We start from the raw sequence: 24,389 nt of genomic DNA on the forward strand, positions 1-24,389 counted from the left end.
GGCCGCGGCGCGTTATGATGACTGGCCCTGCCGACGACGGCGGGGAGAAGGGGGTGACTGGTTTCGACTCCGAGCGGTTGATCAGGAGAAGCGTGCCGAGGAAGGCGACGATGATCTCGATAACCACCCGTCGCAAAGAAATAAGCGCCGAGAACAGTACTCAGCGCCAGTTCCAGCTCGCTGCCTAAGTAGCGACTGAACTGTGTCGGCCCGGGTTCGTCCCCGACCCGGTCACCGGCATCAGCTAGGGGACTCCACCGCCGGGCCCGGTCGCGGGGCCCGTCGGGACATCTCACAGCGACTGGGGTCGTCACGTCGGCGTGTCTGCACGACCGACGGACCCGAGCAGAGACGACGCAGACTGCGCACGGAGAAGTCCTGACGAGTGTTCGGAGGACCCGGGTTCGATTCCCGGCACCTCCACCCCCAGGTGACGGCCGGAGAGCACACGCTCTCCGGCCGTCGTCGTGTGTGCTCCCGCCGGGCGTGAGATCGCCGATCCCCGGTGTGGATCTCCTCAATACCCGTCGACCAAGCCCCGCTCGGGCGATAACATCACCCGGCCGAGTGATCGAGTCGGCATCGTGTCCACGTAGAGGAGGCAGGGGGAGCCGTCGTGACGTCCCAGGCGCCGGTCGAGAAGACCAGGACCACTCCGGACGGTGACGCTCTCCCGAGGTCGGGCACGGAGAGTCCGCACGCGGTCACCGAGAGCGGCCCGGGCGGGCCGGCGGTGGACGACGTGGTGGTCGACGAGGTGGTGGCCGACGACGACCCGACCGGTGGCCTGACCATCGGCGCCGCGGATGCCGCGGTGCGCGGGGTCGACGAGGTCCTGGGCCGCGAGGTCCGGCTCGTCACCCTCCCGCCGGCGTCCGGCGAGGTCCTCTCCGAACGCATCGAGCAGGTCCGCCACCTCGCCCGCCTGCACCACCCGCACCTGCTCGAGGTCTACGACGTCGACGGGCTCGCTCCGGACACCGAGAGCACCCTCGTCCTGGAGAACGTCCCGGGCGAGCCGCTGCCGCTCGTGCTGCGCGAGGGCCCGATCACCGAGCCCGCCCTGGCCCGGATGGGCGCGCAGCTGGCCTCCGCCCTGGCGCACGCGCACGCCCACGGCGTGGAGCACGGCGCCATCGGTGCCGCGAGCATCCTGGTCGACCGCGCGAACGCCGACGCCTGGCTCGTCGGGCTCACGGCGTCGTTGAGCGGCCCGCTCCCGGTCGTCGACCCCGACGCCGAGGACGACGGGGACGGCGCGGCGCGGCGGCGGGACACCGACGTGCGGGCGCTCGCCGCGACCCTCGCCGAGGTCGTCGAGCACGCGGCGGCCGTCGAGGGCGGCGACGACCCGGAGGCCGTCACCCGGCCCACGGCCCGGGACGACGACGCCCCCGTCTCACCGCTGGTCGCGGTGCTGCGGGGCGTCGACTCCCCGACCCCGCCGAGCGCCGCGCTGCTGTCCGAGCGGCTGGTCCGCGTCGCGCGCGGCGGGGGACGGGCCGGCGAGGGGGAGCCCGCCCGGCTCGTCCCGGTCGTCGCGTCCTGGTCGGAGAGCCCGCCCGTCCCCGCGGTCGAGACGACGACGGCGCTCGCGTCCGGACCGGCGGTGCGAACCCGCGGGGCCGGCGGCGTCACCCCGTTCGCCGTCGTCGGTCAGTCCGCGCGCCGGCGTGCCCGACGGGCCGGCGTGCTCGGCGCCGCCACCGCGACGCTGGCCCTCGCGTCCGGGCTGGTCATCTGGGCCGGCGAGTCGCACGTCGTGCGCCCGGAGGCGCAGGCCGAGATCGGTGCGTCCGCCCCCTCGGTGCCGGCGCCCGCGGTGCCGCACTTCCCGTCGTTCGGCGGCCTCTACACCGAGAACAGCTGGCCCGGCGACTCCGGATCCGGGTCCGGCTCCTCCGGGTCCGACAGCGGCGACGGGTCGGGCTCCCGGGCCGAGGCGGTCGGTGTCGCTTCCCGGCAGGCGGCGCTGCCGCAGGCGCGGACCTCGTCGACCGATCCCACCACCACGTCGAGCCATTCGGAGATCCCGCCGCGGACCGGGCCGACGCACCCGACCGACCCGACGAGCCTCCCGCCGTCGTCGACCCGGCCGACCACGCAGCCCCCGTCGACGACGACCCGGCCGACCACGCCGAGCTCGACCCAGCCGACGACGACGCAGCCGCCGACGACGCAGCCGAGCACCACGCAGCCGTCGACCACCACCCAGCAGTCGACGACGACCCAGCCGACCAGCACCACCGTCCCGGCGGCCACGGGCACCACCACCACGGGCACCACGACGACCGGCACCACGACCACCGGCACGACCACGACGGGGACGGGCGTGGTGACGCCCACCACCACGACCGTCCCGGCAGCGCAGGTCCTCGCGGCCGGCCGCTGACCCCAGGAGTTCTGAGCGAAGGTGCCCTTGGGTCGATAGAACCGACTGAAGGGGCCCCTCGCTCAGGGGGCCGGCGAGGCCGCGTTCCGGCGGTGGGCGCCCTTCGGCGGCTCTACCGAGCGAAGGGGCCCCTCGCTCAGAACGCCCGAGCCCCGACCCGGCCCGGACCGTAGGGTCGTGGCGCTGCGGTGCGCTCGGCCCCGCACCATGGCGGTGAGGAGGACGAGGATGTCCGCGCGCGAGGGTCGTGCGGTGCCCCGCGAGGGCCTGCCCTGGGAGGTGTGGGCGCTGCTCGCGGGCAGCTTCCTCGTCGCCGCGGGCTACGGGATCGTCGCGCCCGCGCTGCCGGTGTTCGCGCGGAGCTTCGGGGTCGGGGTGACCGCCGCCGCGGCCGTCGTCAGCGCGCTGCCCGTGCTGCGGCTGCTGTTCGCGCCGGTCTCGGGACGGTTGGTCGCGCGGGTCGGGGAGCGCGCGATGTACCTCACGGGGCTGATGGTCGTCGCGGCCTCGACGGGAGCGTGTGCGCTCGCCACGAGCTACCCGCAGCTGCTGATCTACCGCGGGCTCGGCGGCATCGGGTCGACGATGTTCACCGTCTCGGCGTTCTCGCTGATCTTCCGGCTGGCCCCGGAGGGTCGACGCGGCCAGGTCAGTGGCCTGTTCACCGGCTCGTTCCTGCTCGGCGGGATCACCGGGCCGGCGTTCGGCGGGTTACTGGTCTCGGTCGACGTCCGCGCGCCGTTCGTGGTCTACGCCGCCGCGCTTGTGCTGGCGACGGCCGTCGTCGGGGGCCTGCTCGCCCGCTCGACCGGGGTCGGCGTCCGCGCCCCCGACCCCACGGTCGAACCGCTGACGATCGCGCGGGCGCTGCGCCGGCCGACCTACCGGGCCGCGCTGACGTCGGGTCTCGCGACCGGCTGGGCGGTGCAGGGCGTGCGCATCGCGCTGGTCCCGCTCTTCGTGACAGTCGCCCTCGGCCGCGAGCCGTTGTGGACGGGGATCGCGCTGACCGTGTTCGCGGTCGGCGACGGCGCGATGCTGCTCCTCACCAGCGGGCTCTCCGATCGCCGCGGCCGCCGTCCGGTCGTCGTCCTCGGCCTGGCCATGGTGGCGGTGGGCACGGCCGGTCTGGGCGTCGTGCCGACCCTGCCCGCGCTCCTCGTCGCCTCCCTCGTCGCGGGTGCGGGCGGCGGGCTGCTGCAACCCGCGCAGGGGGCCGCCGTCGCCGACCTCGTCGGATCGCGCCGCTCCGGCGGTCCCGCACTGTCCGGGTTCCAGATGGCCTCCGACGTCGGCGCGATCGTCGGCCCGCTGGCCGCGGGTGCGCTCGCCCAGTACGTCGGGTTCGGCGCGGCCTTCGGGGTCTCCGGAGCGGTGGCCCTGGCCGCGATGGTCGTCTGGCTGCTCACCACCGAGCCGGTGCCCGAGGGGTCCTGCGGTTCGCCCCCGGAGGAGGCGGGCACCCGCGCCGCATGACCAGGACAGCCGTGCCCGAGGGCGTCGTCGACATCTACGGCGAGGCCGTCGACGCCGCCCTGGAGGGGGTCGACCCGACGGCGCCGCTGTGGTGCTTCGGCGACCAGCTCGGCCCGGCCGTGCACGGCCTGCCGCAGCATGCCGAGCGCGAGGTCGTGCTCGTCGAGTCCTCGGCCGTGCTGCGCCGCCGGCGCTACCACCGCCAGAAGCTCCACCTGCTGCTGTCCGGCATGCGCCACCTCGACGACGACCTCGGCGACCGCTCGGCCTACCACCGCACCACCACCTACCGCGAGGCGCTGGAGAAGGTGGGTCGACCCGTCGTCGTGCACGAGCCGACGTCGTACGCCGCCGCCGAGTTCGTCGACCGGCTGCGCAAGGAGGGCCTGGTCGCGGCCGTCCTCCCGACGACGACGTTCGCGCGGCCGAGGACGGAGTTCGCGGCCTGGGCGGGCGACGCGAGCTCGTTCACGATGGAGAACTTCTACCGCGACCAGCGGCAGCGCTTCGACGTGCTGATGGAGGGCGACGCGCCCGTCGGGGGCACCTGGAACCTCGACCACGACAACCGCGAGCAGCCCCCGAAGAAGGCCGGGACGCTCGGCGTCCCCGAACCGTGGTGGCCCACCGAGGACGGCATCGACGAGCAGGTGCGCGCCGACCTCGACGCGATGGCGCTCGACACCGTCGGGGCCGACGGACCCCGCTGGTTCGCGGTCACCCCCGACGAGGCGCACCAGGCGCTGCAGCGGTTCGTCGAGCACCGGCTCGACCCGTTCGGGCCCTTCGAGGACGCGGTGCTCTCCGGCGACCCGACCATGGCGCACTCGCTGCTCTCGGTACCGCTCAACCTCGGGGTGCTGCACCCGCTCGACGCCGTGCACGCCGCGGAGCAGGCCCACCACGACGGCACCGCCCGGCTGAGCTCCGTCGAGGGCTTCGTGCGCCAGATCCTCGGCTGGCGCGAGTACATCTGGCACCTGTACTGGCACTTCGGGAAGGGCTACCACCGCAGCAACCAGCTCGACGCGCGGCAGCAGTTGCCGCGGTGGTGGACCGAGCTCGACGGCGACGCGGTCACCGCCGCCTGCCTCTCGCACACCATGAACGAGGTCCGCGACCGCGGCTGGGTCCACCACATCCCGCGGCTGATGATCCTGGGCAACCACGCGCTGCAGCGCGGCTACCGGCCCAGCGCCCTGTCCGAATGGTTCACGACGTCGTTCGTGGACGGCTTCGCGTGGGTGATGCCGCCCAACGTCGTCGGGATGAGCCAGCACGCTGACGGCGGGAAGCTCGCGACGAAGCCCTATGCCTCCGGTGGGGCGTACCTGAACAAGATGACCGACCACTGCGGTGACTGCGTGTTCGACCCGAAGGTCCGGGTGGGGGACAAGGCCTGCCCGTTCACTGCCGGCTACTGGCAGTTCGTGCACCGCCACGCGGACCTGCTGCGCGGCAACCACCGCACCTCGCGCGCCGTCGCGACCATGAACCGGCTGGCCGACCTCGACGCGCTGCTGGAGCAGGAGAAGGGCCGTACGGGGTTCTGATCCGGCCTGGATACGGTAGGGACATGGCCAAGAACCAGCAGGCGGGCCGGTCGCGGCCGAACACAGCCAGCCGGGGGCGGAACCCGGTCTCGGGCGGGCGCCGCAAGCCCTCGGTCGGGAAGTCGCGGACACCGACGATCATCGCCGTCGTCGTGCTGGTGATCCTGGTCGGGGTGATCGGGGTCGCCGTGTACTCGGCGAACCAGACCAAGACCGCCGCGCAGCCGGCGAACCAGCCGATCACCCCGGTGAACGCGACCTACCAGACCCAGGTCCAGGGCTCCGTCGTCGTCGCGGGGAAGGGCCCGACCACGCTGGACGTCTACGAGGACGCCCAGTGCCCGGCCTGCAAGCAGTTCGAGCAGCTCGACGGGCAGAAGATCACCGACGGGCTGAACGCGGGCAAGCTCACCGTCCGGTACCACATGGTGAACCTGCTCGAGCAGAGCTCGAACCCGCCCGGCTACTCGACCCTGGGCGGCAACGCGATCATGTGCGCCGCACAGAACGGCGGGTTCGCGACGCTGCACCGGACGCTGTACGACCGCCAGCCCGAGGAGGGCGGTGCCGGGTTCACCGTCGACGACCTCGTGACGATGGGGAAGAACTCCGGCGCGGGACCCGGGTACGAGGCGTGCGTCCGCAACAACACCTATGGCGCCGCGGTCTCCCAGAACTACCAGCAGGCGTCGTCCGACCCGGCTCTCCAGCAGCAGCAGGGCGGTCAGAGCGGGTTCGGTACGCCGACGATCCAGGTCAACGGCAAGACCGTGAGCGTGAACGACCCGGCCCTCGACGCCGCGCTCGGCTGACGCCCGAGGGCCACGACCCCCCTGACGACGAGCGTTCATCCGCCGTGTAGCGTTCACCGGTGTTGGGGCTGTGGCGCAGCTGGTAGCGCATCACACTGGCAGTGTGAGGGTCAGGGGTTCGAGTCCCCTCAGCTCCACCCGATGAACGCACGAGGCCCGTCGACCACCTGGTCGGCGGGCCTTCGTCGTCTGCGGACGATCTGCTCCCCGCTGTCGTACGACGCAGCGTCGTGGATAGGGTCACCCACCGAGCCACCCGGCTCCGCGGCGGTTACGATCGCCCGGTCGTTCAGCGGTCCCGCCGTCGGGACCGCGGCAGAGGAGGCAGACGTGGGCAGGAGGCATCCGTGACGGCCGTCGCACCGAAGCCGATCTCGACCACGCCGTACCCGGCGCGGGAGTCGAAGCGCGGTTCGTTCATCGGTCGGATGCTGAAGACGACCGACCCCAAGGACCTGGGGATCCTCTACCTGATCACGTCGTTCGCGTTCTTCCTCATCGGCGGGCTGATGGCGCTGCTGATGCGCGCCGAGCTCGCCCAGCCGGGCCTGCAGATCCTCTCGGTCGAGCAGTACAACCAGCTGTTCACCATGCACGGCACGATCATGCTGCTGCTGTACGCGACGCCGATCCTGTTCGGCTTCGCGAACTACATCGTGCCGCTGCAGATCGGCGCCCCCGACGTCGCGTTCCCGCGGCTCAACGCCTTCTCCTACTGGCTGTTCCTGTTCGGCGGCACGATGGTCGTCTCCGGGTTCTTCACCCCGGGCGGCGCCGCCAGCTTCGGCTGGTTCGCCTACTCGCCGCTGTCGGACTCGCTCTACACGCCGGGCTACGGCGCCGACCTCTGGATCGTCGGCCTGGCCGTCTCCGGTCTGGGCACCATCCTCGGCGGCGTCAACTTCGTGACGACGATCGTCTGCATGCGCGCCCCGGGCATGACCATGTTCCGGATGCCGATCTTCACCTGGAACATCCTCGTGACGGTCGTGCTCGTGCTGCTGGCCTTCCCGATCCTCACCGCCGCGCTGTTCGGCCTGCTGGCCGACCGCCACCTCGGGGCGCACATCTTCGACCCGGCCAACGGCGGCGTGATCCTCTGGCAGCACCTGTTCTGGTTCTTCGGGCACCCCGAGGTCTACATCGTCGCGCTGCCCTTCTTCGGCATCGTCTCGGAGATCTTCCCGGTCTTCAGCCGCAAGCCGATCTTCGGTTACAAGACGCTGATCTACGCGACGCTGTCGATCGCGGCGCTGTCGGTCGCGGTGTGGGCGCACCACATGTACGCGACCGGCGCCGTGCTGCTGCCGTTCTTCTCCTTCACGACGTTCCTGATCGCCGTCCCGACCGGCATCAAGTTCTTCAACTGGATCGGCACCATGTGGAAGGGGCAGCTGACCTTCGAGACGCCGATGCTGTTCTCGGTCGGCTTCCTGGTGACGTTCCTGTTCGGTGGCCTGACCGGTGTCCTGCTCGCCGCGCCGCCGCTGGACTTCCACGTCTCGGACTCGTACTTCGTGGTCGCCCACTTCCACTACGTCCTGTTCGGGACGATCGTGTTCGCGACCTACGCCGGCATCTACTTCTGGTTCCCGAAGATGACCGGCCGGATGATGAACGAGCGCCTCGGCAAGTTCCACTTCTGGGCGACGTTCATCGGGTTCCACACGACCTTCCTGGTGCAGCACTGGCTGGGCAACGAGGGCATGCCGCGGCGCTACGCGGACTACCTGCCCTCGGACGGGTTCACGACGCTGAACACGATCTCCTCGATCGGCGCGTTCGTCCTCGGTGCCTCGACGCTGCCGTTCATCTGGAACGCGTTCTACAGCTACCGGTACGGCCGTCCCGTCGAGGTGGACGACCCCTGGGGCCACGGCAACTCGCTGGAGTGGGCCACGTCCTGCCCGCCGCCGCGGCACAACTTCACCGAGCTGCCACGGATCCGTTCGGAGCGCCCGGCGTTCGAGCTGCACTACCCGCACCTCACCGAGCGGATCCGCCTCGAGGCGCACATCGGCGGGGGCGGGCACCGCGAGAGCATCGGTGAGGCCGCGACCGGGCTCGTCGGGCAGGAGCACCTGCCGGGCAGCGATCCCCGGAACAAGTGACCGACATATCGGGGGATGACGGCTCGGACCTCCCGGCATCGACGGAGTCGGTGTCGGAGGTCCTGGCCGCGGAACGGACGACCCTGCTCGTCACCGTGACCGGCCCGGACTTCCCGGGGGTCAGCGCCACACTGTTCACGGTGCTCGCCGAGCACGGGGCCGAGATGCTCGACGTCCAGCAGGCCACGATCCACGGCCACCTGACGCTGTCCGCGCTGGTCGGGGTCAGCGGGGACCCGGGACGGCTCGAGCGCAGCCTCGACGTCGCGATCCCGGCCCTCGGGCTCGCCGTGACGGTGGAGACCGGCGGCGACGCGTCCTCGGTGCACCCCTACTCGACGCACGTGGTCTCGGTGCTCGGGCGGCCGATCACCGCGGCGGGCTTCGCCGAGGTCGCGCGCACGCTCGCCGCGCAGCGGGTCAACATCGACCGCGTGCGCCGCGTGGCGGACTATCCGGTGACCGGCCTCGAACTGCGGATCTCGACGCCGGCGTCGTCGCCGCCGACCGACGCGGCGCTGCGGCAGGCCCTCGTCGGGGCCTCGCAGCGGGCGGGGGTCGACGTCGCGGTGCAGCGGGTCGGGATCGCCCAGCGCGCCAAGCGGCTCATCGTGTTCGACGTCGACTCGACGCTCGTGCAGGGCGAGGTCATCGAGATGCTCGCGGCCTACGCCGGGCGCGAGGACGAGGTCCGCCGGGTCACCGAGGCCGCGATGCGCGGCGAGATCGACTTCTCGCAGTCGCTCCACCGCCGGGTCGCGACCCTGGAGGGCCTCGACGCGTCCTGCCTCGACGAGGTCGGCAAGAAGCTCGCGCTCACCCCCGGGGCACGGACCACGATCCGCACCCTCAAGCGTCTCGGCTACAAGTGCGGTGTCGTCTCCGGCGGTTTCACGCAGGTCATCGCGCACCTGGTGGACGAGCTCGGGCTCGACTGGGCGGCCGCGAACGAGCTCGAGATCGCCGACGGCAAGCTCACCGGCCGCGTGGTCGGGGACGTCGTCGACCGGGCGGGGAAGGCACGGCAGCTCGAGGCGTTCGCGGAGGCGGTCGAGGTCCCGATCGAGCAGACGGTCGCGGTCGGGGACGGCGCCAACGACCTCGACATGCTCGCCGCCGCCGGGCTCGGGATCGCCTTCAACGCCAAGCCCGTGGTCGCCGCGGCCGCCGACACCGCGCTGTCCTACCCGTTCCTCGACGCGGTCCTGTTCGTCCTCGGCGTCACCCGGGACGAGATCGAGGTCGCGGACGCCGCCGAGGGGCTGCTGCGCCGCGTGCCCATCTGATGGGCTCGCCGAGGGAACGGCTGGCGGCCCTGGCGCCGCTGGCCGCCCGCGTGTGCCCCTGGGTCGCGGACGACGCGCCCCCGGAACAGGACGACGACGGTGGCCCGGTGCGGGCGATGCCGCTCGTGCTGCGGATCGAGCGCGCGACCCCGCCGCGCCCGACGGCCCTGCTCGAGGCGGCCGCCGCGGCCGCCGTCGGGCTCTGTCTCGACGAGCGCTCCGGCCCGGACGGCCCCTGGTACGACGCCGTGGCTTCGTGGGCGGGCGCGGGACGCATCCGGAAGCTCGCCCGGCGGGCGCGGACGGCCCACTGGCGTGCGGTCGGGGAGATCGACGGTCTGACCGCGGGCGTCGGCGATCCCGAGGCGGGCGGGGGTGAGGTGCGCGCGCTGGTCCCCGGGCCGGTCGACGACGTCGCCCACGAGGTCCGCCGGCTGCAGATCGGCGGGACGGACCTGCCCGACGACGAGCCCGGAGCGCCCGTGGCTGATCGCCCCGTGATCTGGCTGAACCCGACCGTCGAGCAGTCGACCGGCAAGGCCGCCGCCCAGGTCGGGCACGCGAGCATGATCCTCGCGACGGTGCTGGCCTGGACCGGCGCGGACGACCCGACCGTCGACGCCGTGACCACCGCTGCCGTCCGTACCGCCACCGCCGCGGACTGGGAGCACTGGATCGCCGCCCTCGCCGCCGACGGGTCGGGGCGCTCGGGCTGGGAGGAGCACGGCATCACCGCCGTCCGCGACGCCGGGTTCACCGAGGTGGCGCCGGGGACCGTGACCTGCATCGCAGCGCAGCGGCCCTGATCCGGCGGCGGACGACCGGGCGCGAGAGGGTCGGCGCATGAGCGGCACCACGGTGATCGTCGCCAGCACCCGCGTCCGCTCGGAGCGCTCCGACGCGGAGAACCGGCCCCTGCTCGAGGCGCTGGAGGAGCGCGGTGCCCGCGCGCGGATCGAGCCCTGGGACGCGGACGACGCGGTGGCCGGCTGGAGTGCCGCCGACCTGGTCGCGGTGCGCACCACATGGGACTACAGCGGCCGGCGCGACGAGTTCCTGGCCTGGGCCGCGGGGGTGGCCGGCTCGACCGTCCTGCAGAACCCGCTGCCGGTGCTGGAGTGGAACTCCCACAAGCGCTACCTGGTGGAGCTGGCCGCGGCCGGGGTCCCGGTGGTCCCGACGCGACTCGTCCCCGCCGGGAGCGCGCCCGAGCCCCTCGGCCCGGGCCGCGTCGTCGTCAAGCCCGCCGTGTCCGCCGGCGGCCGGGGCACCCACCGCGGGCTCGGCCCGGAGCTCGACGCGACGCTGTCCGAGCTGGTCGCCGCGGCCGACGCCCTGGTCCAGCCGGCCGTCGAGAGCATCGACTCCGACGGCGAGGTGTCGCTGATCCGGCTCGGGGAGCGCTGGTCGCACGCGGTGCGGAAGTTCCCGGGGCCGGGCGGGTTCCTGGTGCACGAGAAGCACGGCGGGCGGCTGGAGGACCACGAGCCGACGCCGCGGGAGCTCGACGTGGCCGATGCGGCGCTGGCCCTCTCGCCGGCGCCGGTGCACGCCGCGCGGGTGGACCTCGTGCGCATCGACGGCGAGCCCGTCGTGATGGAGCTGGAGCTCATCGAGCCGGAGCTCTTCCTGCGGCGCTCACCGGACGCGCCGGGGCTGCTGGCGGACGCGCTGCTGGCGACGGTGTAGGTCCCCGGGCTCGGGCTCCCGGGGATCAGTCGGCGTCGCGCAGCCGCTCCAGCGCGCCGCGCACGATCTTCGGGTCCTGCGTCGACCAGAACGGCGGCAGCGACCCGCGCAGGAACCCGCCGTACTGCTTCGTCGCCACTCGGGAGTCCAGGATCGCGACGACGCCCTTGTCACCGGTGCCGCGCAGCAGCCGGCCGGCGCCCTGGGCGAGCAGCAGCGCGGCGTGCGTGGCGGACACCGTGAGGAACCCGTTCCCGCCGCGGGCGTCGACGGCGCGCTGGCGGGCCGCGACCAGCGGGTCGTCCGGGCGCGGGAACGGGATGCGGTCGATCATCACGAGCTGCAGCGACTCGCCGGGCACGTCGACGCCCTGCCACAGCGAGATCGTCCCGAACAGCACGCTGCCGGTCTCGGCGGCGAACTTCTGCACCAGGGTGTTCGTGGCGTCGTCGCCCTGGCAGAGCACCGTGCCGTCCCAGCGGCCGCGCAGGTCCTCGGCGGCCTGCTTGGCGGCGCGCATCGAGGAGAACAGCCCGAGTGCCCGGCCTCCCGCGGCGCGGACGAGCCCGTCGATCTCGTCGAGCATCGCGGGGGAGAGCCCGTCGCGGCCGGGCGGGGGCAGGTGCCGGGCCACGTAGAGGATGCCGGCCTTCGCATGGGCGAACGGGGACCCGACGTCGAGGCCGTGCCAGACGAGGTTCGTCGCCGGGTCGTTGCCGTGCCCGCCGCCGTCGTCGGGAGGCAGCTCCTTCGGCGTGGTCTCGCTGCCCGAGGCCGGCAGCCCCCACTGCCGTGCGAGCGCGTCGAAGGACCCGCCGAGCACGAGCGTCGCGCTGGTCAGCACCACCGTCGACTGGCCGAACAGCCGCGCCGCCAGCAGCCCCGCGACCGACAGCGGAGCGACATGCAGTGTCCGGACCGCCGTCGAGTTCAGCTCGCGCTCGGACTGCCAGACGACGTCGGGCCGCGTCGCCGGGTCCTCCCGGTCGAACGCCGCGAGCAGCCGGCCGGCGACGTCGTGGACCTCCTCCACCAGCGCGGTCGCGAACCGCCGGGCGGCCGCGTCCGCGTCGTTCTCCTTGGTGCCCTTCTCGCGCTCCGGCCCGAGCGCCTGCTTGCACGCCCACGCGGCGTTGCGGATCGACGAGAGCATCCGGCCGACCGTCTCCGGCATCGACTCCCACCGCCCGACCGGCGCGTCGGTGAGCACCGTGTCGAGGCCCTCGGCGGCGTCGAGCAGCTGGTCGGAGAGTGCCTGGTCGACGAGCTTGGCGCAGCGCCGGGCGGCCGCGGCGGCGCCGGAGGAGGTGAGCTCGCCGGTGGCGACCGAGGTGACGCGGTCGACGAGGTTGTGCGCCTCGTCCACCACCACGACGTCGTGCTCCGGCAGGACCGCGCGACCCTCGATCGCGTCGATGGCCAGCAGGGCGTGGTTGGTGACGACGACGTCGGAGCGTCCGGCCTTGTGCCGCGCCAGCTCGGAGAAGCAGTCCTCCGCGACCGGGCAGCGCGACGCCCCGAGGCACTCCCGGGCGGTGACGCTGACCTGGCGCCAGGCGCGGTCGGGGACACCGGGCACGAGCTCGTCGCGGTCGCCGGTCTTCGTCTGCTCGGCCCACTCGTGCAGCCGCGTGACCTGCCGGCCGAGCGCCGAGACCTGGAACGGGTCGAAGAGCTGGTCGTCGCCCGGGTCCTCCGCCTGCGCGCCGGACTCGATCTTGTGGCGGCACAGGTAGTTGCCGCGGCCCTTGAGGATCGCGAAGGTCGGCTCGCGGCCCATCACGGGCTGGAGGGCCTTGGTGAGGCGCGGCAGGTCGCGGTCGACCAGCTGGGCCTGCAGCGCGATGGTGGCGGTGGAGACGACGACCGCCTGGTCGGCCTCCAGCGCGTGACGGATCGCCGGGACGAGATAGGCGAGCGACTTCCCGGTGCCGGTCCCGGCCTGCACGGCGAGGTGCTCACCGGTGCGCAGCGCCCGCTCGACGGCAGTGGCCATGTCCTGCTGACCCTCGCGCTCGCTGCCGCCGAGAGCTTCGACGGCGGTCGCGAGGAGGTCCGCCACCGAGGGCGACTCGGACACCGCCGCGTCGGCCAGCTGCGCCACCCCCGACCACCTCCCCTTCCCGAGGATCAGACTACGGAGGCGCGGCGCCGGTTCCCGGGATCCCCCGCATTGCTCTGTCGGGGTGAATCACCAGCGCCCGTGGAGGAGGTGGCGGTGTCCGACGCTCGAGGGCCCGCCGCCGGCCGAGATTCCCCGCCCACCGATCCGGAGCTGGGCGACGCGCGCACGCCGAACGGCGGATGGGCCTACCGGGCCGAGCACTGGGTGGAGGAACTCGTCCTCCCACACCGGCTGATCGGTCTGCTCGACGAGATTCACGTGATCGCGGCAGACTCGGGGTGCCCGCGATGGCGGGGCGCGGTCTCGCTCCGTCAACCGGAGGCGTATTCGGGGATCGCCCGCGAGGAGGTCCTGGCGGTCCTGGAACCACCACGTCGACCGCTACAGCCTCGAGCCGCCGGGCAGCTGACGGTGCCGGAACCCGCGCTCCCGGCTCGTGATCCACTTCCGTGCGCCGGAACGCCTCAGATCTGACGCGTTCCGCCGCACACGTCGAGATCTTGAGTCCGGGGCACGTCTCCCAGGGCACCGCTGGGGTCGAGGCCGGATGACGGATGTCTCCGAGCCGCCGCCGGGAGCAGGCTGACCCCGTGGACCCGACGACGACCCGGAGCGCGCCGCCCGCGCGGCGGCACCTCTGGTGGTCGCTCGTGTTCGGCGTCGCCGGCGTCGCGCTCCTGCCGTGGATCGTGATCCTCGCCGTCGTGCAGCCGCCCACCGCCGCCGTCGGGAACCTGCCCCTGGCGGCCGGGGGAGCGCTCGCGACGATCACCGGCGGGCTGCTGGTCAGCGCCGTCCTGACGCTGACCGGCTCGCCGTTCCTCACGATGACCGCGGGCGCCACCGCCGCGCTCGCCGTGTGCGCCGGCTTCTTCCACGTCGTCACCGGGACCGCGACCTACCCACGGGCCGCCGCCGTCGCGACGGTGGTCGTCCTCGGCCCGGTCGCGGTGCTCTGCGCGATCGTCGCCCGCAACGAGCCGGCACGATCACGCACGTCGGCCGTCCTGTTCGTCCTCGCCGCGGTGGCGACACTCCTCGCCTGGCAGCGCTCGGCCGCCGCCGGTTTCCCGGCGCAGGAGGCCCACCACCTGAAGCTGATCTGGATCACCCTCGACGTCGCCGAGGCCGTCGCGCTCATCACGACGGCCCTCGCGCTGCGACACCGGCCCACGAGAGTCCCGGTGGCAGCGTCCGTCGCCGGCGCCCTGCTGTGCTGCGACGTCTGGTTCAACGTCGTGGGCGCGGTCGGCGAGGCCCGGACCGAGGCGATCCAGATGGCCTTCGTGTCGATCCCGCTGGGCCTCGCGGCGTTCGTGATCGGCGCGCTGGAGATCCGGTCCTCAGACTGACTGCGCGAACGCGACCCCCGCCGAGCTCATCTCCGCCAGCGCCAGCTCCGTGGTCTCCGCCGCGACGCCCGTCGTCAGGTCGAGCAGCACCGTCGTCGTGAAGCCCTCGCGGGCAGCGTCGAGCGCGGTCGCGCGCACGCAGTGGTCGGTGGCGATGCCGCAGACCTCGACGAGGTCGACGTCGCGCTCGCGCAGCCAGTCCGCGAGCGTCTCCCCCGACGCCGAGGCCCCCTCGAACGCCGAGTACGCCGCGGTGAAGCGGCCCTTGGAGAACACCTCCTCCATCCGCGAGACGTCGAGCTCCGGGTGGAACGCGGCGCCGGCCTCGCCGACGCGGCAGTGCACCGGCCAGGTGTCGACGAAGTCGGGATCGGCGGCGAAGTGCCCGCCCGGGTCCTCGTGGTAGTCCCGCGAGGCGACGATGTGGGCGTACCGGCCGTGCTCCGCGGTCAGGTACCCGGTGATGGCGGCCGCGGTCGCCGCGCCGCCCGCCACGCCCATCGACCCGCCCTCGCAGAAGTCGATCTGGACGTCCACCACGATCAGCGCGCGGGCCATGGCACCGAGCCTACGGCGATCACCCGACGAAGGTCGTCGGGATCGCGGGCTCCCCGCGCGAGAGCTTGAGCCCCTCCCAGGGGATCGCGACGAGGTTCCGGCGGAGGTGCTCCCGGGCCTCGGCGAGCGAGGGCAGCCCGGCCACCGGCTCGCCGCTCTTGACCAGGTCGACGGGCACCACGCGGTCGTGCTCGCCGACCTCGACCGGCGCGCCCACCCGGTGCACGACCTCCTCGACCGCCGTCCCGGTCGGCTTGTGGCGGCGCACCGCCGACTTCGCCCCGCCGCGGGACTCCTTCGACGACGAGCGCTTCGCCACCGGCCGGCCCTCGACCTCGACGAGCTTGTAGACCATCCCCGCGGTCGGGGCGCCGGAGCCGGTGACCACCGAGGTGCCCACCCCGTACGCGTCCACCGGCTCGGCGCGCAGCCCGGCGATGGCGTGCTCGTCGAGGTCTCCGGAGAGCACCACGCGGGTGGAGGTCGCGCCCAGCGAGTCCAGCTGCGCCCGCGCGCGCTGGGCCATGACCCCGAGGTCGCCGGAGTCGATGCGCACCGCGCCGAGCTCCGGCCCGGCGACGCGCACGGCCGTCTCGATGCCCTCGGTGATGTCGTAGGTGTCGACGAGCAGGGTCGTCCCGACGCCGAGCGCGGCCACCTGGGCGCGGAACGCCTCCTCCTCGGAGTCGTGCAGCAGCGTGAACGCGTGGGCCGAGGTGCCCGTCGTCGGGACGCCGTAGCGGGCGGCGGCCTCGAGGTTGGACGTCGCGTCGAACCCCGCCAGGTAGGCGGCCCGCGCCGCGGCCACCGCGGCCTCCTCGTGGGTGCGCCGCGACCCCATCTCGATGAGGCGTCGCCCGGCGGCCGCCGTCGTCATGCGCGCCGCCGCCGAGGCGATCGCGCAGTCGTGGTTGAGGATGGAGAGCACGAGGGTCTCGAGCAGCACGCACTCGGCGAACGTCCCGGTGACGGTGACGATCGGCGAGCCCGGGAAGTAGAGCTCGCCCTCCGGGTAGCCAGCGACGTCTCCGGCGAAGCGGGTGGTCGCCAGGTGCTCCAGGGTCCGATCGGGGATCGCGCCGGTGGCCCGCAGCGCGCCGATCTCCTCGTCACCGAACGAGAAGCGTCCAAGGGCGTCGATCATCCGGGAGATGCCGGCGACGACGCCGTAGCGGCGGCCGTGCGGGAGGCTGCGGGCGAAGACCTCGAAGGTGCACCGGCGGTGCGCGGTGCCGTCGGCCAGGGCCGCGTCGAGCATCGTCAGCTCGTACTGATCGGTCATCAGCGCGGTACCGCTCGTCATCCGTCCAGCCTAGGGCCCGGTCCCGTTCGGCTGCGATCACGACGAGGGCGGGTGCATCCATCCGTGCCGAGCTGAGACGATGGGGACATGCGCGTGCACGTCGGACAGGTCGGTCGCAGAGGCGGTCCGGTCGCGCGTCTCTCGGCGCCGGTCGAGCCCGCGACGACCGTCGAGGAGCTGCCCGACGAGCTGGTCGACGTCGACACCCCGTGGCAGACGGTCGTCTGGAACGACCCGGTGAACCTCATGTCCTACGTGACCTGGGTGTTCCAGAAGCTGTTCGGCTACAACAAGGACAAGGCCACCGCGCTGATGATGGACGTGCACCACAAGGGTCGGGCCACGGTGTCGTCGGGCAGCCGGGAGAAGGTCGAGGGCGACGTCGCGAAGCTCCATGCGGCGGGCCTGTGGGCGACGATGCAGCGGTCGTCGTAGGCCCGTGCGCGCCTGGAAGCGGCACGGCCGCGGTGAGCGTGCCCGGTATGTCGCCGTGCTCGACCCGCCGGAGGCGTCGGTCCTGCGCGGGCTCGTCGGGCAGGTCGACGACATGCTCTCCGGCCGGTCGGACGCGTCCCCGAGCGACGAGCTGTCCGCGCTCACCGGCATCCGCACCGGCCCGTCCACCGCGCCGGACGACCCGGTGCTGGCGCGGCTGCTCCCGGACTTCCACCGGGCCGACGCCGAGGGTGGCGAGCCCGACGGGGCGGCGCTCGCCGCGGCGCTGCGCTCGGTGCGCGAGCCCGAGCTCATCGAGGCCAAGCGCGACGCGATCGCGATGATGCTGTCCTCGCTGCCGGCCGGGGGCGGGCGCGTCGAGCTCACCGGGCCGCAGGCCGAGGCCTGGCTCACCGCCCTGAACGACGTGCGCCTGGCGCTGGGCACCGCCCTCGAGGTCAGCGAGGACATGCCCGAGCAGCTCCCGTCGGACGACCCCTGCGCCGACCACCTGCCCGTCTACCACTGGTTGACGTGGCTGCAGGACTCTCTCGTCACGGTGCTGCTCCCCTGAGTGACCAGTAAGCTGTTCGGCGTGCTCGTGATCCGTGCCGACCTCGTGGAGCAGATGGTGGCGCACGCGCGCCGTGATCACCCGCGTGAGGCGTGCGGACAGCTGCTGGGCCCGGAGGAGAGCGACCGGCCCGAGCGCTACGTGCCGATGACCAACGCCGACGACTCCGACGCCCAGGGCAGCGACTACCGGTTCGACTCGAAGGAACAGCTCCGGGTCCACCGCGAGGCCATGGAGCGCGACGAGGAACCGGTCGTCGTCTTCCACTCGCACACCCGGGTGCCGCGCCGCCCGCTGACCGACACCGGGCTGCCCGAGGCGTATCCGTCGGTCAAGGACATCGAGTACATGGGCCTGCAGCCCGGTGTGCACTTCGCGATCGTCGCCCTGACCGGTCCCGACGCCGAGCCCGACCTGCGGTCGTTCCTGCTGGACGACGCGGGAGAGGTCGTCGAGGACGAGATCCAGGTCGTGGAGAACTACATGTTCTCCCACACCGGCGCGGGCGACGTCCCCGACCGCGACTGAGCCTCACGTCGACGGTCCCGGAACAACCGGGGCGCATGCGACGCTGTTCGTCGAGAGCATCACCGAGCTGTCCCCAGGAGGAAACGCCGTGTCCGCCACCGTCTCGATCCCGACGATCCTGCGCACCCACACCGGTGGTGAGAAGCAGGTCAAGGCCGACGGGTCGACGCTGCAGGAGGTCATCACCGACCTCGAGGCCAACCACCCCGGCATCAAGGACCGCCTGGTCACCGACGGCGCGCTGCACCGCTTCGTCAACGTCTACGTCAACGACGAGGACGTCCGCTTCGCCGGCGGCCTCGACGCCCAGGTCCCCGACGGCGGCACGGTGACGATCCTGCCCGCGGTCGCCGGCGGGCGCTGAGCCCCTCCCGGCGCCGGACCGTCTCGGTCCGCGCCGGGTCCACCCGTTCTGGAGCACACTTCCGATGGCGCGGTACGACTCGCTGATCGACGCCCTGGGCGACACCCCGATCGTGGGGCTGCCCTCCTTCTCGCCCGCCCCCCACGTGCGGCTGTGGGCGAAGCTCGAGGACCGCAACCCGACCGGCTCGATCAAGGACCGCCCCGCGCTCCGGATGATCACGAAGGCCGAGGAGGACGGGCTCCTGAAGCCCGGCGCCACCCTCCTGGAGCCGACCTCGGGCAACACCGGCATCTCGCTGGCGATGGCGGCGAAGCTCAAGGGCTACGACCTGGTATGCGTCATGCCGGAGAACACCTCGGCGGAGCGGCGCCAGCTCCTCGAGATGTACGGTGCGAAGATCATTTTCTCGCCGGCGGCGGGCGGCTCGAACCAGGCGGTGGCCACCGCCAAGGAGATCGCGGCCGAGCACCCGGACTGGGTCATGCTCTACCAGTACGGCAACCCGGCCAACGCGCTCGCGCACTACGAGGGCACCGGCCCGGAGATCCTGCGCGACGTCCCGACGGTGACCCACTTCGTCGCCGGGCTGGGGACGACTGGGACGTTGGTCGGCACCGGCCGCTACCTGCGTGAGCACAAGCCGGACTGCCAGATCATCGCCGCCGAGCCCCGCTACGGCGAGCTGGTCTACGGCCTGCGCAACATCTCCGAGGGCTTCGTCCCCGAGCTGTACGACCCCGAGGTGCTCACCGGGCGCTACTCGGTCGGCGCGTACGACGCGCTGCGTCGGACCCGCCAGCTCGTCGAGCAGGAGGGCATCTTCGCCGGCATCTCGACCGGCGGGATCCTGCACGCCGCGCTGGCCCAGGCCGAGAAGGCCGCGGGCGGCGACGACGACGCCGACATCGTGATGGTCGTGTGCGACGGCGGGTGGAAGTACCTGTCCACCGGGGCCTACTCCGGGACCCTCGAGGAAGCGGCGGAGGGGCTCGAGGGCGAGCTCTGGGCCTGACCGATTCCTCACGCTCTCCCGTCGTCGGCGGCGGTACCCTCGGTCGTGTGACCACCCCCGGATCCGCGGCCCCGGCAGAACGGGCCAAGCCGCGGGTTATCCCGGCCCACCCCGTGCGGGCGGCCGTCGGGATGCTGATCTTCCTCGCCGTGCTGTGGGCGATCGAGGCGGCGGACCAGTTCGTCTTCGCGAACGCGCTCGACCAGGACGGCATCCGCCCGCGCGAGGTCGACGGGCTCGCGGGCATCCTCTGGGCGCCGCTGCTGCACGCGAGCTGGGCCCACCTGATCGCGAACTCGCTGCCGTTCCTGATCCTCGGCTTCTTCGTGCTCGCGGGCGGGCTCGGCCAGTTCATCGCCGTGACCGCGCTCATCTGGCTGCTCGGCGGGTTCCTGACGTGGCTGACCGGCGGCTTCGGCGTGACGATCGGCGCGTCCGGGGTCATCTTCGGCTGGCTGGCGTTCCTGCTGTTCCGCGGCTTCTTCGCCCGGTCCGGGAGACAGATCGCGCTCGCCGTCGTGCTGCTCCTGCTCTACGGCTCGGTGCTGTGGGGGATCCTCCCGGGCACCCCCGGCGTCTCCTGGCAGGCCCACCTCTTCGGTGCCCTCTCGGGCATCCTCGCCGCGCGCCTGGTGGCGTCGGCCGACCGCCGGACCGCCCGTGGCAGCCCTCCCACCGGCCCGGTGTCGCCCTCTCCTGTCGGACCGTAGGGTGCGCGCGTGGAATTGATCGTCCTGGGGTGCTCCGGCAGCGGTGCCGGGCCCACCTCGCCGGCGTCGGGTTATCTCGTGCGCACGCGGGGGACGACGCTCGTGATGGACCTGGGCAACGGCACGTTCGGGACGCTGCAGCGCCACATGGACCCGTTCGAGCTCGATGCCGTCGTCCTCTCGCACCTCCACCCGGACCACTGCGCCGACGTCTCCGGGCTCGTCGTGCACCGTCGCTACCACCCCGACGGACCGGGCAAGGTGCTCCCGCTGCACGGCCCCAGCGAGTCGGAGGTCCGGCTCGCGGTGGCCTACGCCCCGTCGTCGGACGAGCGCGTGGCGACCGATCTCACCGACGTCTTCGACTACCACGTGTTCGCCGACGGTCCCTCGGGCGTGGGCGACGTCGCGCTCTCCAGCGCCCCGGTCGACCACCCGTGCGAGGCCTACGGCGTGCGCCTCGAGCACCAGGGCCGGTCGCTCGTCTACTCCGGGGACACCGGGCCGTGCCGCAGCCTCGTCGAGCTCGCCGCCCGGGCCGACGTGCTGCTGTGCGAGGCCACCTGGACCGACTCCCCGGACCGCCCGCCAGGAGTGCACCTGTCCGGTGTGCAGGCCGGTCAGGTCGCCCGCGAGGCCGGGGTGAAGCGGCTGCTGATCACCCACGTGCCCGCCTGGTACGACGGCGAGGAGCTGCTCGCCGAGGCGCGCTCGCAGTACGGCGGACCCGCCGAGCTCGTCCGGCCGGACGCGCACTACACCATCTGACCTGCCCCGGACGGGGGTCCGCGCCGCCTCGTGCCGGGAGCGGGTTCTCTAGGGTGGTCGCCCGTGGCACGCAGCGACGGCAGGTCCGACGACGAGCTCCGCCCCATCGAGATCCGCCGCGGGTTCCAGCAGCACCCCGCGGGTTCGGTCCTCGTCTCCTTCGGCAGCACCAGGGTGCTCTGCGCCGCGAGCGTGACGGAGGGCGTCCCACGCTGGCGGCGTGACTCCGGCCTCGGGTGGCTGACCGCCGAGTACGCGATGCTGCCGTCGGCCACGCACACCCGCAGCGACCGCGAGTCGGTCAAGGGCCGTGTCGGGGGCCGCACCCACGAGATCAGCCGGCTGGTGGGGCGGTCGCTGCGCGCGGCGATCGACCTCAAGGCGCTGGGCGAGAACACCATCCAGCTCGACTGCGACGTCCTGCAGGCGGACGGCGGCACCCGCACCGCGGCCATCACCGGCGCCTACGTGGCCCTCGCCGACGCGGTCACCTGGCTCAAGGCCCACAAGCGCCTCGCCGACCCGCAGCCGCTGTCGTGCTCCATCGCGGCCGTCTCGGTGGGCGTCGTCGACGGGCGCGTGCGGCTCGACCTGCCCTACTCCGAGGACAGCCGCGCCGAGGTGGACATGAACGTCGTCGCGACGGATGCGGGCACGCTCGTCGAGGTCCAGGGCACCGGTGAGGGCGCGACCTACACCCGCGCGACGCTCGACGCCATGCTCGACTCCTCGCTCGCCGGCATCGCGCGCCTGACCGAGATCCAGGCCGCCGCGCTCGCCGAGCCCTACCCGGGGGAGCTCCCGTGACGGGCGCCGACGTGGCGACCCGCGACGTCCTGCTCGCCACCCGCAACGACGCCAAGCTCGCCGAGCTGCGTCGTGTCGTCGCCGCCCTCGGGGTGGAGGGCGTGCGCATCGTCGGGCTCGACGAGGTGCCGCCCTTCGACGAGGCACCGGAGACCGGCGCGACCTTCGCGGAGAACTCGCTGGCCAAGGCCCACGACGCGGCCGCCGCGACCGGCATGCTCGCCGTCGCCGACGACTCCGGGCTCGCCGTCGACGCCCTCAACGGCATGCCGGGGGTGCTCTCCGCGCGGTGGTCCGGGGGCCCGGGCGACCGGCGGGAGAAGGACGCCCGGAACCTCGCGCTCGTCCTGGACCAGATGGCGGACGTCCCCGAGGAGCGGCGCGGCGCCGCGTTCGTCTGCGCCGCGGCCGCCGCGCATCCCGACGGCCGCGAGATCGTCGTGACCGAGAAGTGGCCCGGACGGCTGATCCGCTCGCCGCGGGGCCTCAACGGCTTCGGCTACGACCCGGCGTTCGTGCCCGAGGGGGAGACGCGGACCTCGGCGGAGATGTCGGCTGCGGAGAAGGACGCCGTCTCGCACCGCGCCCGCGCGTTCCGGACGCTCGCGCCCCGGTTGCGCTCGCTGCTCGCGGACTGACCGTCGTGGCCGACCAGTACTTCGCGGAGCAGCCGACCACGCCGTCGTCGCCGGCCCCGGCACGGCTCGAGGTGCGCGGGCTCTCGCTGGCGGTCACCACCGACTCCGGGGTCTTCGCGCGCGGGCGCCTCGACAAGGGCACGCGGGTGCTGCTCGACCACGTGCCGGAGCCGTCGGGCGGCGGCGACCTGCTCGACCTCGGCTGCGGCTGGGGGCCGATCTCGCTGTGGCTCGCGACGATCCGTCGTCGGTCGACCGTGTGGGCGGTCGACGTCAACTCGCGGGCCCTCGATCTCGTGCGGGCGAACGCCGAGGCGGCGGGCCTGGGCAACGTGCGCGCGTGCCGTCCGGACGAGGTGCCCGACGACGTCGTGTTCGCCGGGATGTGGTCGAACCCGCCGATCCGGTCGGGAAAGGCGGCACTGCACGACCTGCTCGTCGAGTGGCTGCCACGCGTGGCCGGGCCGTCGTACCTCGTCGTCGCGAAGAACCTCGGGTCGGACTCGTTGGCGCGATGGCTGGGCGATCAGGGGTACTCGGTGTCGAGACTGTCGTCGAACGCGGGCTTCCGGGTGCTGGAGGTCCGCTCTTCTGCAGAGGGGTGAGGCCTGTGGTCGCGGTCGATCGGAACGGTTCGGGGACGCCGGTGCTGTGCCTGCACGGCTGGCCGGGCGGCCCGTCGGACTACCGGCTGCTGACGCCGCTGCTCGTTGATGCCGCCGACGTCGTCGTCCCGCACCTGCTCGGGTACGCGGACTCGTTCTCACCGGGCGATGAAGCTCGGCCGCACTCGGACTTCGGGCGCGACGCCCAGGTGCGCATGCTCGTCGAGCTGATCGACTCGCTGGGACTCGAGCGACCCGTCGTCGTCGGGTACGACGTGGGCGCCACCCTGGCGGTGACGCTGGGCCGGACGATCCCGGACCGGCTGCGCGGCATCGTCGTCGGGAACGCCCTGCCGCCCTCGACGTTCGGGCCCTGCGCGCTCGACGACGACCACCGGGCCGAGTTCTGGTACCAGGACTTCCACCAGCTGGCGCTGTGCGCGGAGCTGTGCGACGGCAATCCGGCGGCGGTGCGGACCTACCTGCAGCACTTCTGGTCGCACTGGGGCAACCGGCCGGATGCGGCGCTGACCGAGGAGCTGGTCGCCTGGTACTCGCGGCCGGGGGCGTTCACGGCGGCGCTGAACTGGTACCGCTCGGGGTCGGCGACGTTGGCGACGGCGTTGTCGTTGCGTTCGGCGTCGGAGCTGCCGCCGCCGGTCGAGGTCCCGACGACGATGCTGTGGGGCGCCCAGGATCCGCTGTACCCGCGGCGGTTCGCCGAGAACTCGGGGGAGCTGTTCCCGAACGGGACGGTGCGCGTGCTCGAGGACGTCGGTCACTTCACGCCGTTGGAGGCCGCGGCGGAGATGGCGGATGCGGTGCGGGAATTCCTGCAGGAGAAATAGTGTTGACGCGTGGCGCGTCAACCCGTGTATCGAACACGTGGTCGACTACTGTGGACGCATGCCACGTCAACGCTCATGGACCGACGATCAGCTCCGCGAGGCCGTCGCCGCCAGCACGACCTTCGCCGAGATCTACTACCACCTCGGGCTCCGCCCCGGGAAGTACCGGGTCATGGAGACCTACCTCGAACGGCTGTGCATCGACTCGTCGCACATCGTCCGGCGACCCCAGCTCGGCCGGAGCGTCAGAGCCTGGACGGACGAGTTGCGCGTACGGCTCGTGGGGGCCGGCCTCAAGAGGACCGTTGCGGAGGGTGCGGGCTCTCCGAATGGCAGGGCAAGGCGCTACCGCTCCAGCTCGACCACATCAACGGTGACCACACCGACAACCGGCTGGAGAACCTCCGTATCCTGTGCGGCAACTGCCACTCGCAGACGGA

The 24,389-nt window shown here is 72.9% G+C and carries 23 protein-coding genes, 1 tRNA gene and 1 other RNA gene; 22 read left to right on the forward strand and 3 right to left on the reverse strand.

Translation table 11 applies throughout. From position 1 onward, the window contains the following. The first annotated feature begins 49 nt into the window (after window positions 1–49). The 10 genes from ssrA (at window position 50) to LQ327_RS13860 (ending at window position 11,319) form a co-directional block, all read left to right on the forward strand. Window positions 50–426, forward strand: a transfer-messenger RNA (tmRNA) gene (gene ssrA, locus LQ327_RS13815). 190 nt (window positions 427–616) lie between these two features. Beyond that, window positions 617–2,392: a protein kinase family protein gene (locus LQ327_RS13820; protein ID WP_230734430.1), complete on the forward strand. Its 1,776-nt coding sequence runs from the start codon at window positions 617–619 to the stop codon at window positions 2,390–2,392. A 228-nt stretch (window positions 2,393–2,620) separates the two neighbouring features. Next, window positions 2,621–3,868, forward strand: a complete 1,248-nt coding sequence (locus LQ327_RS13825) for an MFS transporter (RefSeq protein WP_230734432.1) — start codon at window positions 2,621–2,623, stop codon at window positions 3,866–3,868. Continuing rightward, window positions 3,865–5,421 carry a cryptochrome/photolyase family protein gene (locus LQ327_RS13830; protein WP_230734434.1) on the forward strand — a complete coding sequence of 519 codons (1,557 nt, stop codon included), beginning with the start codon at window positions 3,865–3,867 and terminating at the stop codon, window positions 5,419–5,421. The genes LQ327_RS13825 and LQ327_RS13830 overlap by 4 nt, the downstream gene beginning before the upstream one ends. A 23-nt stretch (window positions 5,422–5,444) precedes the next feature. Then, on the forward strand, window positions 5,445–6,233 hold the full coding sequence (locus LQ327_RS13835; protein WP_230734436.1) for a DsbA family protein: 789 nt from the start codon (window positions 5,445–5,447) through the stop codon (window positions 6,231–6,233). 64 nt (window positions 6,234–6,297) lie between these two features. Further along, a tRNA-Ala gene (locus tag LQ327_RS13840) sits at window positions 6,298–6,370 on the forward strand. A 210-nt stretch (window positions 6,371–6,580) separates the two neighbouring features. Next, window positions 6,581–8,344 carry an aa3-type cytochrome oxidase subunit I gene (gene ctaD, locus LQ327_RS13845; protein ID WP_230734438.1) on the forward strand — a complete coding sequence of 588 codons (1,764 nt, stop codon included), beginning with the start codon at window positions 6,581–6,583 and terminating at the stop codon, window positions 8,342–8,344. Between the two features lie 50 nt (window positions 8,345–8,394). Next, complete coding sequence (gene serB / locus LQ327_RS13850) at window positions 8,395–9,630, forward strand: phosphoserine phosphatase SerB (RefSeq protein ID WP_230734439.1); 1,236 nt, start codon at window positions 8,395–8,397, stop codon at window positions 9,628–9,630. Continuing rightward, window positions 9,630–10,436 (forward strand): aminoacyl-tRNA hydrolase, encoded by an 807-nt coding sequence (locus LQ327_RS13855; RefSeq protein WP_230734441.1) that lies wholly within the window; start codon window positions 9,630–9,632, stop codon window positions 10,434–10,436. The genes serB and LQ327_RS13855 overlap by 1 nt, the downstream gene beginning before the upstream one ends. A 37-nt stretch (window positions 10,437–10,473) precedes the next feature. After that, the gene (locus LQ327_RS13860; RefSeq protein ID WP_230734442.1) at window positions 10,474–11,319 is read left to right on the forward strand and encodes an ATP-grasp domain-containing protein; all 846 of its coding nucleotides are present in this window, start codon (window positions 10,474–10,476) and stop codon (window positions 11,317–11,319) included. Between the two features lie 25 nt (window positions 11,320–11,344). Here the strand turns inward: LQ327_RS13860 and LQ327_RS13865 are convergent, their stop codons facing one another. Then, complete coding sequence (locus LQ327_RS13865; protein ID WP_230734444.1) at window positions 11,345–13,423, reverse strand: ATP-dependent DNA helicase; 2,079 nt, start codon at window positions 13,421–13,423, stop codon at window positions 11,345–11,347. A 611-nt stretch (window positions 13,424–14,034) separates the two neighbouring features. Here LQ327_RS13865 and LQ327_RS13870 point away from each other — a divergent pair. Beyond that, the gene (locus LQ327_RS13870; RefSeq protein ID WP_230734446.1) at window positions 14,035–14,796 is read left to right on the forward strand and encodes a hypothetical protein; all 762 of its coding nucleotides are present in this window, start codon (window positions 14,035–14,037) and stop codon (window positions 14,794–14,796) included. Here LQ327_RS13870 and LQ327_RS13875 read toward each other — a convergent pair. Continuing rightward, window positions 14,788–15,354: an isochorismatase family protein gene (locus LQ327_RS13875; protein WP_230734448.1), complete on the reverse strand. Its 567-nt coding sequence runs from the start codon at window positions 15,352–15,354 to the stop codon at window positions 14,788–14,790. The genes LQ327_RS13870 and LQ327_RS13875 overlap by 9 nt on opposite strands. Window positions 15,355–15,373: 19 nt before the next feature. Beyond that, window positions 15,374–16,657 (reverse strand): nicotinate phosphoribosyltransferase, encoded by a 1,284-nt coding sequence (locus LQ327_RS13880; protein ID WP_230734450.1) that lies wholly within the window; start codon window positions 16,655–16,657, stop codon window positions 15,374–15,376. A gap of 87 nt (window positions 16,658–16,744) precedes the next feature. On the opposite strand from LQ327_RS13880, the gene clpS reads away from it, so the two are divergent. The 11 genes from clpS (at window position 16,745) to LQ327_RS13935 (ending at window position 23,949) form a co-directional block, all read left to right on the forward strand. Beyond that, complete coding sequence (clpS, locus tag LQ327_RS13885; RefSeq protein WP_230734452.1) at window positions 16,745–17,092, forward strand: ATP-dependent Clp protease adapter ClpS; 348 nt, start codon at window positions 16,745–16,747, stop codon at window positions 17,090–17,092. Window positions 17,093–17,096: 4 nt separating this feature from the next. Further along, window positions 17,097–17,666, forward strand: a complete 570-nt coding sequence (locus tag LQ327_RS13890) for a DUF2017 domain-containing protein (RefSeq protein WP_230734454.1) — start codon at window positions 17,097–17,099, stop codon at window positions 17,664–17,666. Beyond that, window positions 17,667–18,194, forward strand: coding sequence for a M67 family metallopeptidase (locus LQ327_RS13895; protein ID WP_308286309.1), 528 nt, complete (start codon window positions 17,667–17,669; stop codon window positions 18,192–18,194). An 88-nt stretch (window positions 18,195–18,282) separates the two neighbouring features. Further along, entirely contained in the window at window positions 18,283–18,558 is a 276-nt protein-coding gene (locus LQ327_RS13900) for a MoaD/ThiS family protein (protein WP_230734456.1), read from the forward strand. A 64-nt stretch (window positions 18,559–18,622) separates the two neighbouring features. Then, window positions 18,623–19,573 (forward strand): PLP-dependent cysteine synthase family protein, encoded by a 951-nt coding sequence (locus LQ327_RS13905; RefSeq protein WP_230734458.1) that lies wholly within the window; start codon window positions 18,623–18,625, stop codon window positions 19,571–19,573. Window positions 19,574–19,704: 131 nt separating this feature from the next. Beyond that, entirely contained in the window at window positions 19,705–20,283 is a 579-nt protein-coding gene (locus LQ327_RS13910; protein ID WP_230735096.1) for a rhomboid family intramembrane serine protease, read from the forward strand. Between the two features lie 9 nt (window positions 20,284–20,292). After that, window positions 20,293–21,051 (forward strand): MBL fold metallo-hydrolase, encoded by a 759-nt coding sequence (locus LQ327_RS13915; RefSeq protein WP_230734460.1) that lies wholly within the window; start codon window positions 20,293–20,295, stop codon window positions 21,049–21,051. A gap of 63 nt (window positions 21,052–21,114) precedes the next feature. After that, complete coding sequence (gene rph, locus LQ327_RS13920; RefSeq protein WP_230734461.1) at window positions 21,115–21,858, forward strand: ribonuclease PH; 744 nt, start codon at window positions 21,115–21,117, stop codon at window positions 21,856–21,858. Then, the gene (gene rdgB, locus LQ327_RS13925) at window positions 21,855–22,496 is read left to right on the forward strand and encodes an RdgB/HAM1 family non-canonical purine NTP pyrophosphatase (RefSeq protein WP_230734464.1); all 642 of its coding nucleotides are present in this window, start codon (window positions 21,855–21,857) and stop codon (window positions 22,494–22,496) included. The genes rph and rdgB overlap by 4 nt, the downstream gene beginning before the upstream one ends. A gap of 5 nt (window positions 22,497–22,501) precedes the next feature. Beyond that, the gene (locus LQ327_RS13930) at window positions 22,502–23,101 is read left to right on the forward strand and encodes a class I SAM-dependent methyltransferase (protein WP_230734466.1); all 600 of its coding nucleotides are present in this window, start codon (window positions 22,502–22,504) and stop codon (window positions 23,099–23,101) included. A gap of 5 nt (window positions 23,102–23,106) precedes the next feature. Continuing rightward, complete coding sequence (locus LQ327_RS13935) at window positions 23,107–23,949, forward strand: alpha/beta fold hydrolase (RefSeq protein WP_230734468.1); 843 nt, start codon at window positions 23,107–23,109, stop codon at window positions 23,947–23,949. Window positions 23,950–24,389 lie beyond the last annotated feature (440 nt).

The sequence above is a fragment of the Actinomycetospora endophytica genome (assembly GCF_021026375.1).
In the GTDB taxonomy this organism is placed as follows: Bacteria; Actinomycetota; Actinomycetes; order Mycobacteriales; family Pseudonocardiaceae; genus Actinomycetospora; species Actinomycetospora endophytica.

Excerpts from the sequence above, each read along its gene's own strand:
- LQ327_RS13825 (WP_230734432.1), top strand. The coding sequence starts at position 2,621 with ATGTCCGCGCGCGAGGGTCGTGCGGTGCCCCGCGAGGGCCTGCCCTGG.
- LQ327_RS13830 (WP_230734434.1), top strand. The coding sequence starts at position 3,865 with ATGACCAGGACAGCCGTGCCCGAGGGCGTCGTCGACATCTACGGCGAG.
- LQ327_RS13835 (WP_230734436.1), top strand. The coding sequence starts at position 5,445 with ATGGCCAAGAACCAGCAGGCGGGCCGGTCGCGGCCGAACACAGCCAGC.
- LQ327_RS13855 (WP_230734441.1), top strand. The coding sequence starts at position 9,630 with ATGGGCTCGCCGAGGGAACGGCTGGCGGCCCTGGCGCCGCTGGCCGCC.
- LQ327_RS13860 (WP_230734442.1), top strand. The coding sequence starts at position 10,474 with ATGAGCGGCACCACGGTGATCGTCGCCAGCACCCGCGTCCGCTCGGAG.
- LQ327_RS13875 (WP_230734448.1), bottom strand. The coding sequence starts at position 15,354 with ATGGCCCGCGCGCTGATCGTGGTGGACGTCCAGATCGACTTCTGCGAG.
- LQ327_RS13880 (WP_230734450.1), bottom strand. The coding sequence starts at position 16,657 with ATGACGAGCGGTACCGCGCTGATGACCGATCAGTACGAGCTGACGATG.
- clpS (WP_230734452.1), top strand. The coding sequence starts at position 16,745 with ATGCGCGTGCACGTCGGACAGGTCGGTCGCAGAGGCGGTCCGGTCGCG.
- LQ327_RS13905 (WP_230734458.1), top strand. The coding sequence starts at position 18,623 with ATGGCGCGGTACGACTCGCTGATCGACGCCCTGGGCGACACCCCGATC.
- LQ327_RS13910 (WP_230735096.1), top strand. The coding sequence starts at position 19,705 with ATGCTGATCTTCCTCGCCGTGCTGTGGGCGATCGAGGCGGCGGACCAG.